Consider the following 8,463-nt stretch of genomic DNA (forward strand, 5'->3'; position numbering starts at 1 on the left):
GGACACGGGCGTCCAGCTGGTCTTCGCCGCCGCAAGCTGATCAGCTGCGGCCGCGCTTCAGATCCCTCAGGATCTGCCGCATGGGTGAGACGGCGGCAAGCGCATCAATACTCGCAGGCGCAGGCTCCGACAGGAGCTGCGCCGCGAGGATCTCGCCAGCCCAGGGCGCCCAGGTAAACCCCCGGGAGCCCATTCCCCCTGACAGATAAAGCCCCGGCACAAGCGGTGCATCCGCATCAATCGTCTGCCCGTGGCGTACCCCCTCAAAGACGGTCTTCGCCTGTTCGACATCAGGCACGGCGCCAATCAGCGGCAGCCTGTCCGGGGTCGTGGCGCGCACCCCGGCGCGGCTTTCGATGTCGCGCGATCTGGCGTCCTGACGCCAGTAGGGATCGAGCCGGTTCAGCGCCTCCATATTTTCCGAGCGTGCGCTCTGCGATGGTTCGAGCGGCTCGGCCTCATACGGTTCAAATGTCGCGCCCCAGAGGCGTGTCGTTCCATTGGCCAGCGCATAGTGCCCGCTGGCGAGCGCGGAGGGCGGCGCATCCACTGGCGAGCTGACATATTCCACCTGCCCCTTGCGGCCGACAAGGCCGAGCCATGCCAGCAGGTCACCCGTTCCAAAGCCGGTCGCGAGGATGGTGGGTATGGCATGATCCAGGTCTGCGAGGTCGGCTTGCGCGCTGTATCTCACCTCGATCCCGTAGAGCAGCGCCGGGATCAGCGCGGCCGGCTCAAGAATGAGCGCGTTTTTGTGAAGTAATCCGCCGCCCCGGATGGCCTCAAGATTTTCAAGCCCAAGCGGCGGATCAGCTAGCAGTTTTGAAAAACGCTCTTCCTCACGCGCATCTTTCGGCCGCTGCGTGACGTTGGTTTCCGTGACTCCCGGGCGCCCGCGATAGAAGGCGCGGGCGGCGAGATAGGCATCGATAAGAAGACGCGCCTGGACCGTATCGCCTGCATCCAGCCGCGGCATGACCAGGGCCAGAGGATTGCCGCTTGCGTGTGAGGCGGGCCCGTCCGACGCGTCGAAAACTTCGATATCAAGGCCGCGGTCTGCAAGGATACGCGCCGCGCAGGCACCGGCAATCCCGGCCCCGATGATGCGGACTTTTCGGGGCGCGGCCTCCGGCGAGCGGAGCCCGTAAATGTCGGGCTTTCCTGCCGCCTCTCCGGAAAACCGCACCTCTAGCCGTTCGCGTTTGAAGCCGAAACCGGGCGCTTTCTCGACCTCGAAACCTGCCTCTGACAGCCCGCGCCGGACGGCGCCGGCGACTGTGAAGGTGCCGAGTTGGGAGCCCTCCCGGCAGCGCTCATGGATCAGCGGCCACAACTCTTCAGACCACATCGCGTTATTTTTCGCTGGCGAAAAACCGTCGAGAAACCAGGCATCTGCCTTCAGCTGAGCGCGCGGAAGCGTCTCTGAAATCTCCCCGGTATGCAGCGTCAGGGTGAGGGCTTCATCCGGCCAGACAAGGCGCTGGACGCCGCGCGCCCGCTGAGGCCATTTCGCGATCAGTTTCTCGGAGAGATCTGCAAGGGCCGGCCAGGCTGAAAGGGCCTTTGCCGCATCCTCAGCGTCGAGCGGATAACCCTCGAAGGAGACGAAATGCAGCCACTGGCCCGGTTGCCGTGTCTGCCGCCAGGTCTGCCAGACCGCCAGAAAATTGAGGCCCGTCCCAAAACCAAGCTCGCCGATTGTGAACCGGTCCCTGCCTTCCCACCGCTGCGGCAAGCCGCAGCCTTTCATGAAGACGGTGCGCGCTTCTTCCAGCCCGTCATGCCTTGAAAAATAGACGTCCCCGACCCGTTCATCGACAGGCGTGCCATCCTCTTTCCATGAGAGAAGCGGGCGCGGCGGCAATCTGCTCATGCGCGCCACCTAGCATGGAAGATGAAATTTGCGAGGGGGCGGAACACGTCGTCGCCCGCATCCGTTGTATTTGTGGGCTGACCGAAACTTAAACAAGGAGAACCATCATGGGCGAAGATAAAGCAAAAGGCGTCGCAAAACAGGCCGAAGGCAAAGCCAAGGAAGTCGCCGGCGTCGCAACCGATAACCGCGAACTGGAAGCCGAAGGCAAGATGAAACAGGCCGAAGGCAAAGGCCAGGAGAAGGTCGGCGAAGTGAAAGACGACCTGTCCTCGGACGACAAGAAGTAGAACAAACAAGACGGCCCGTTCGCTGGGAATGAAACACACTCAATTCATTCCCGCATGCGCGCCGTGACGCCGCAGAACTCAAGCGCTTGCCGCTTGGGTTCGAAGGCAATCCGCAGTGCCGATGTGGATATAACTTATTCCAGCCGCTCCGTTCGAACGCGTTGACGCTTTGCTATATAAGGCAGATCAACCAATCCGGGCCATGATCGACAAGGTCGGTGGGCCTGAGCGGAGACAGGCACAATGACAGACATCAAGATCGAGCGTGAGGAAGGCCCGTCAGGCGGGCGCTACTTCGTCCGGATCGATGGCCACGAAGCCGAAATGACTTATTCCAAGGCTGGCCAGACGCGGATCATCATTGACCATACGGGCGTGCCGCAGGCGCTGTCGGGCAGAGGTATCGGCCAGGCGCTTGTGGAACGCGGCGTCATGGATGCGCGTAAGGAAGGCAAGACAATCATTCCGCTCTGCCCCTACGCCAAGGCGCAGATCGAGAAACACCCAGACTGGCAGGACGTCCTCCAATGACAGACATCTCCCTCAAAGATAGTGGCAACCGGCTGACGGCCGATATTGACGGCCATGAGGCCGAGATACGCTATGGCTGGGCGAGCAAGGATGTCATGCGGGTCGATTTTGTCGGCGTCCCGCGTGAGCTTGGCGGACGGGGGCTTGGCACGAAGATGGTCGGCGCGCTCGTAGAAAAGGCGCGCGAAGAGGACTTTCGCTTGAAGCCGATTTGCGGCTTTGCCCGAGTGCAGCTGCAGCGCCACAAAGAGTGGCATGACGTGCTCGCCTGAGCCATTATTGGCGGATGACAAAGCCATTCTGGGAAACCAAGACCCTGCAGGAGATGACCCCCGAGGAATGGGAGTCGCTGTGCGATGGCTGCGCGAAATGCTGCCTGCTCAAACTTGAAGACGAAGACTCAGGCGACATCGCCTATACGCGCCTGCATTGTCGGCTTCTCGATGCAGATCTCTGCCGCTGTTCGGACTATGAAAACCGCAAGGCCAAAGTGCCCGATTGCGTAATCCTCACCCCGAAATCAGTCTCTGAAATCCGCTGGATGCCACAATCCTGCGCCTATCGCCGCGTGCATGAAGGCCGCGGCCTCGCTGACTGGCACCATCTCGTCTGCGGCGACAGGAACCGTATTCACGAACAAGGCCAGTCGGTCATGGGCGAAGTTGTCAGCGAAGACGCGGTGCTCGAAGAAGATCAGATCGACTGGATCATCGACTGGAACGGCAATCCGCCTTGAGCGCGGCCTAGGTGTTCACAATCTCATGGATGTGCTTGAGCTTGGTGAGCAGTCCCCGCGCTTCGCTGATCGGCAGGCAGCTTGGCCCGTCGCAGAGGGCCTTGTCGGGGTCGGTGTGGAATTCGAGGAAGACGCCGTCCGCGCCGGCGGCAATCGCTGACTTTGCAATTGTGGCGACGCCTTCACGCCGGCCGCCTGTCGACGCGCCGCCGGTGCGCGGATCGGCGCCGGGCAGCTGAACGGCATGGGTAGCATCGATGGTGACCGGGCAGCCGACCTGTTTCATCTGATCGATGCCGAGCATGTCCACGACCAGATTGTTGTAGCCAAAGCTGGTGCCGCGCTCACACAGGATGACGCGCGGCTTGCTCATCACTTCTCCAATCTTGGAAACGATGTTCCGCGTGTCGTGAGGCGCGAGGAATTGCGCTTTCTTGACCTGAATGACCCCGCCGCTCTTTTCGACAGCTTCTGCGGTTGCGACAACAAGATCTGTCTGGCGGCAGAGAAAGGCCGGGATTTGCACGATATCGGCAACCGCGGCGACAGGGATTGCCTGGAAAGGCTCATGCAGGTCGGTGCAGATCGGCACATCAAGCTCTGATTTGACCTTGGCAAGGATCTCAAGGCCCTGTTCCAGGCCCGGTCCGCGATAGGATTTGATCGAGGAGCGGTTGGCTTTGTCGAAGCTCGCCTTGAAGGCATAGGGGAGGCCAAGGTCTTCGCAGACCGATTTCAGCTCGCGGCCAATGGTCAGCGCCAGCGCTTCATCTTCAATCACGTTCAGGCCGGCAATAACCGAAAGCGGCTTGCCGGCACCGATGGTCCAGTTGCGGACGGTCAGGGATGTTCCAATCATACCGCCGCTTAGCTCGTTTTAGCCGCTCAGGCTAGTTTTCCCATGCTGATCGGCTGTTCGATCGGCGCATTGGCAGGTTCTATAATTGGCACCGGTCCGCGCACAACGGATTTGGCAAAGGCCGTGTCCTGAATTCGGGCATAGTGTTCAAGCACCAGCTCGGAGATGCGCTCCACAGAATAGTGGCGCTGCATATGGGCTTTCGCCGCAAGCCCCTTGGCTCTGGCGTCCTTCGGATTGTCGAACACGTGCCGCAATGCAGCAGCAGCGTAATCGACGTCCGGCTCGGCCCAGACCTGGCCCTCTGCCTCAGGATACTCCCCCTCTTTTACAGGAATGAGGCTGTAGGGGACCGGATATCCGAGATTGTCGGAAAGAAAGTCGGCGTTTCCAGAATAATCAGTTGCGATCACGGGTTTGCCGAGCTGCATGCATTCGGCAATGTTGAGGCCGAAGCCTTCGGACCGGTGCAGCGAGATATAGGCGTCGCAAAGCCGCTGCAGGGCGGTGTAGCGTTCGGTGCTCATAGGCATGTCAATGAAGATCACGCGCTTGTCGTTGCGAACCTTTGCGAAGAGATCCCTGCTTGTCGTGAGCTGGTCCGGGCCGCTTATGACTTTCAGAACCAGCCGCGGACCTTCTTTTGAGTAAGGCTCAGGAAAGGCCTTGCAGAACGCTTCATAGGCGGCCAGCGGGTTCTTGCGCGCGATATGCGATTTCAGATCAAGGGCGCAGAGAACAAGGAAATTACTGGCGGGCAGGCCAAAGTTGATCCGGATCTCGCGGGAATCGGGCTTGCGCGGCACCGCATGGGGCACAACGTGCACCGGCTTGTTTGTTTTCTCCTGAACCGCGCGTCTGACATAGTTCGATGGCACCCAGACTTCATCTACATAATCCAGCGCTTCAACATAGGCGTCAGGCAAGCTTGGCAATTCCCAGGCCCAGTAGCCAATCCGGTAGCGCCCGCGAATGGCAGAAGCCGGCAGGCTGTTCAAGATATTGGGCGTCTGGTCGGCGTTGATGTGAAACAGGGCGCAATTGTATGGCGACGGTTCGCTTGCCGAGCCTGCATCGAGATCGGTCTGCTCGCTTGGATGCCCATGCGCATCGATCATGTGGTGAGAGGCTGCAAGGCCCGCTGAGCCCAGAATGCTGGTCATCCGCCGCACGCCTTCTCCCACACCGGACATCGCCGACATATAGCCGAATAGCGCGAAGCCGGGCGTGAGCGATCCGTTTTTTCGCGTGCTTGTTGCGACGCGGGCCCCATAAGGGCTGTGGCCGCTTGCGGCGCGAATGACAAAATCCCGGATGCGGACGCGTGCGACATGCGGCAGCGCGCGGAAAGTCTTTCGGGCCAGTGACTTTTCACCCACCGAAACCCGCATGATCTTCCGAGCAAGCATGCTCCTGGCCGATGCTGCGGTTTCGACATCGCTGAATTCGAGTGCTGCCCTGACAGATGCGTATGCGCACTGCGGCAGCTGGTATTCGCGCTCTGCTGCGCTGATGAACCAGCGACAGAACGCTTCCTGGCCACGCCTGTCTGACAGATTGAAGGCGTCGCGCAGGTCTGGCCGGATTTTCCAGATGGCCGACATCACCTTTGTGAAGGGATATTCGCTCTGATCGAAATTGCTGTCCGGCGTATCGAGTAGCGCCAGATTTGCTGCGAAAGCGTCGTTTCTGGCGCGGATGGTAGGCTTGTTTTCGGCAGCGAAAACTTTGCGATAAATGTCTGGCACATCTGAGCTGTCGCTGAAGCGGCCGAATGCATAAGGAATGTCTGCAAAGGCATCGCCGCGATAGCCATTCAGCTTGTTGAGATATTGAAGCAGCATGATGCGCAGATCGCCGATATTGTCTGCCGTGAAGCGGTTCTGGTGCACAGACAGAATATTGGGATTGTCCGCAACGACGCCGCTGAAATGGAAGCAATAGAGGTCTTCACCGCCAGCCTTCCAGACGCCGTCGACCTGCTCGACTTTTCGGGAGGCGAGGTTCCAGTAAGCGACGTTGTAGCCTGAATGGCGAAGGATGTGTGTGTGACTGCAATAGGACGGGGCAAGGTCCATGAACTTCTGATCCACGAACAGGCCATTATCGAGATCAACCCGGCAATTCTTGAGAAGCTGTGTCTGCCACCAGTCCAGCAGAGCTCTGGTGTCCCGGCTGTCCTGAACCGAGATAAAGCCGAGATTATAAGCGCCCGTCCTCATCAGGCGGATGTCGTCAGGATCCTTGCCGTCAATCAGCGGTGATGTGGAATGCGGCGTCAGAATGAGATCGTGACCGGCATCGTGAAGGTCGCCGATTTGTGACATGCGCTTGAACACGGCCATGTCAGGATCGAGGTAGGTGACGCGGTCAAAGCCCTGGTCGAAAAGGTAACGAAGCGCGCTTGGCTTGATCGCGGTGTTGAACTCCACGATCGAGTAGCGGATGGCCATATCCCAGATTTCAGCAAGTCCTAGATCTGCAGCATTTATAACAGGAAAGGGCAGGCTGTCTTCGAGCTGACGGGGCAGCGGGTCATCTGCGAGAATCAGGAAAAAATTGTCCGCTGCAATCGGGTCAGACCGTTTCAGTGTCTCAAACAAGACTCTCACATAGGCAATGTAATTGGACGAACAAATTGTCGTCCACGCGTGCGCGGCACCATCTGCTGGCATGATCCGTCCCCGAAATCACTATGTCCCCAATACTTCAAGAACTGTGCCACAGCTTTCTGCCCATTGCAAAAAATTAATTTACATTTTGTTAAGAATGTTGGTTGGCGCTGATTCGGACGCTCAGATTTCATATCCATAGGTTATGAAGTCATCGCTGAAGTATCGCGCGAGTTTCATTCCTACCATATCGCGCCGAACTTCCTCGAGCGTCGGCTCAATAATGTGAAAGTGGCGTATCCGGCGTACGGGAATTGCAACGTCGAAGAAGAACGTCGCCGGCCGAGGTGCGATACTTATCTTTTTGTGGTGATGCTCGGATGCAAACAATGCGTCTTGCCCTTCAGAGCTTTTTAGCCCGAACTCCGTTTCGAGCGCTCTGAGCACATTGGCGTCATCGTCGATTTTACAGTAGCGAAGATCGAGATTCTGCTCGACCGGCTGGAATTGCTGTCGCAAGTGCAGGTCGAGGAAAAACTTTGGTTGGGCCGTCAACCATTCGACATACTGGCGGAACGAAAATCCATATTCCAACTCGGCCGTATAACCGGTGAGATATCCAATAACCTGGCGGCGCCACTGCTTTGTCCAGTGAGCCGGGCCCTGGGATATTTTCGGGCTGCACAGTTCAAGGTATCCGCTGAATGCCCGGCGGTAGGGATTGCGAACGAACTTGATCACAGGTTTGCCTGACTCGATCGCCTTTATGCAATCTTGCACATAGCCGCTGCGCGATTTGAACTTTTCGTTCTCGTAATTGTGAATCCATGGGTGATAGTCCAAGGCTTCGTCGAGCAGGCCGAGGTGCCAGAAAAACCATTTTGCCAAGCTCGTGCAGCCGGCTTTCTCCGACCACATCAGCACAAAAGGAAAGTCCTTGTGATGGAAGGGAATTCTGACATCGAATTTGATGTCCGTTTCCCCTTTTTTTGTCACACTCTTCGCCAAAAAATCGCCCCTGGTCCATTTCGCGACAGGTTTTTACCCTTACTCAAAGCGTTGTAGGGCTTTGTGGCGGGAATGTTGCATAGACTGTGCCTCAAAGGCCACTGGCCAATTTGGATAGCGCAGACCGGATAACAGACGGCGCAAATTTTGGGGGGCAGCCGATGCTGAAGGACAGGATCAAGGGTGCGGGGCGCTACGCGAAGAACAGGCTCGCGCCCGATGCAGAAATCGCCGCTTTGATCGACATCGTGTTCGATGCCGGGTGGTATGCCGCCCTATACGATGACATCTCTTCAGACGCAGACGAAGCCCGCGCGCATTACCTGCGTACCGGCTATCTGGAGAACCGGTCGCCGCATCCCATATTCGATCCGCTCTTTTATCTTGAGACCTATGAGGATGTCCGGAATGCCGGTATACCGGCGATCATTCACTATCTGAATTCTGGCGGCCGCGAATGGCGCAAGCCGTGCGCCTGGATAGACATGGATTCCTATTACAAGGACCGCCAGCCCGAGGTCGAGGCCACGGCCAGTGGCACCATTCTGGAAGAC

The 8,463-nt window shown here is 58.2% G+C and carries 8 protein-coding genes and 1 pseudogene; 5 read left to right on the forward strand and 4 right to left on the reverse strand.

What is annotated here, in order from left to right; all coding sequences use genetic code 11:
• Positions 1-40 precede the first annotated feature (40 nt).
• A complete protein-coding gene (gene mnmD, locus WA989_RS05875; protein ID WP_424339574.1) occupies positions 41-1,873 on the reverse strand; it encodes a tRNA (5-methylaminomethyl-2-thiouridine)(34)-methyltransferase MnmD in 1,833 nt (610 codons plus the stop codon).
• A gap of 107 nt (positions 1,874-1,980) precedes the next feature.
• Here mnmD and WA989_RS05880 point away from each other — a divergent pair, with 107 nt between their 5' ends.
• The 4 genes from WA989_RS05880 to WA989_RS05895 all read left to right on the forward strand — a co-directional run bounded on the left by WA989_RS05880 (position 1,981) and on the right by WA989_RS05895 (position 3,430).
• Entirely contained in the window at positions 1,981-2,163 is a 183-nt protein-coding gene (locus WA989_RS05880; protein WP_424339575.1) for a CsbD family protein, read from the forward strand.
• A 243-nt stretch (positions 2,164-2,406) separates the two neighbouring features.
• The gene (locus WA989_RS05885; protein ID WP_424339576.1) at positions 2,407-2,694 is read left to right on the forward strand and encodes a GNAT family N-acetyltransferase; all 288 of its coding nucleotides are present in this window, start codon (positions 2,407-2,409) and stop codon (positions 2,692-2,694) included.
• Entirely contained in the window at positions 2,691-2,966 is a 276-nt protein-coding gene (locus WA989_RS05890) for a GNAT family N-acetyltransferase (RefSeq protein ID WP_424339577.1), read from the forward strand. Before WA989_RS05885 ends, WA989_RS05890 begins: the two co-directional genes overlap by 4 nt.
• 14 nt (positions 2,967-2,980) lie before the next feature.
• Positions 2,981-3,430 (forward strand): YcgN family cysteine cluster protein, encoded by a 450-nt coding sequence (locus tag WA989_RS05895; protein WP_424339578.1) that lies wholly within the window; start codon positions 2,981-2,983, stop codon positions 3,428-3,430.
• Between the two features lie 7 nt (positions 3,431-3,437).
• Here the strand turns inward: WA989_RS05895 and kdsA are convergent, their stop codons facing one another.
• The 3 genes from kdsA to WA989_RS05910 all read right to left on the reverse strand — a co-directional run bounded on the left by kdsA (position 3,438) and on the right by WA989_RS05910 (position 7,897).
• Entirely contained in the window at positions 3,438-4,289 is an 852-nt protein-coding gene (gene kdsA / locus WA989_RS05900; RefSeq protein WP_424339579.1) for a 3-deoxy-8-phosphooctulonate synthase, read from the reverse strand.
• 26 nt (positions 4,290-4,315) lie between these two features.
• A complete protein-coding gene (locus WA989_RS05905; protein ID WP_424339580.1) occupies positions 4,316-6,964 on the reverse strand; it encodes a glycosyltransferase family 4 protein in 2,649 nt (882 codons plus the stop codon).
• A 120-nt stretch (positions 6,965-7,084) separates the two neighbouring features.
• Positions 7,085-7,897, reverse strand: a complete 813-nt coding sequence (locus WA989_RS05910; protein WP_424339581.1) for a hypothetical protein — start codon at positions 7,895-7,897, stop codon at positions 7,085-7,087.
• A gap of 173 nt (positions 7,898-8,070) precedes the next feature.
• Between WA989_RS05910 and WA989_RS05915 the strand changes: the two are divergent.
• A pseudogene (locus WA989_RS05915) lies at positions 8,071-8,463 on the forward strand (hypothetical protein); the annotation flags it as partial.

Source organism: Henriciella sp. (assembly GCF_049649345.1).
GTDB lineage: Bacteria > Pseudomonadota > Alphaproteobacteria > Caulobacterales > Hyphomonadaceae > Henriciella.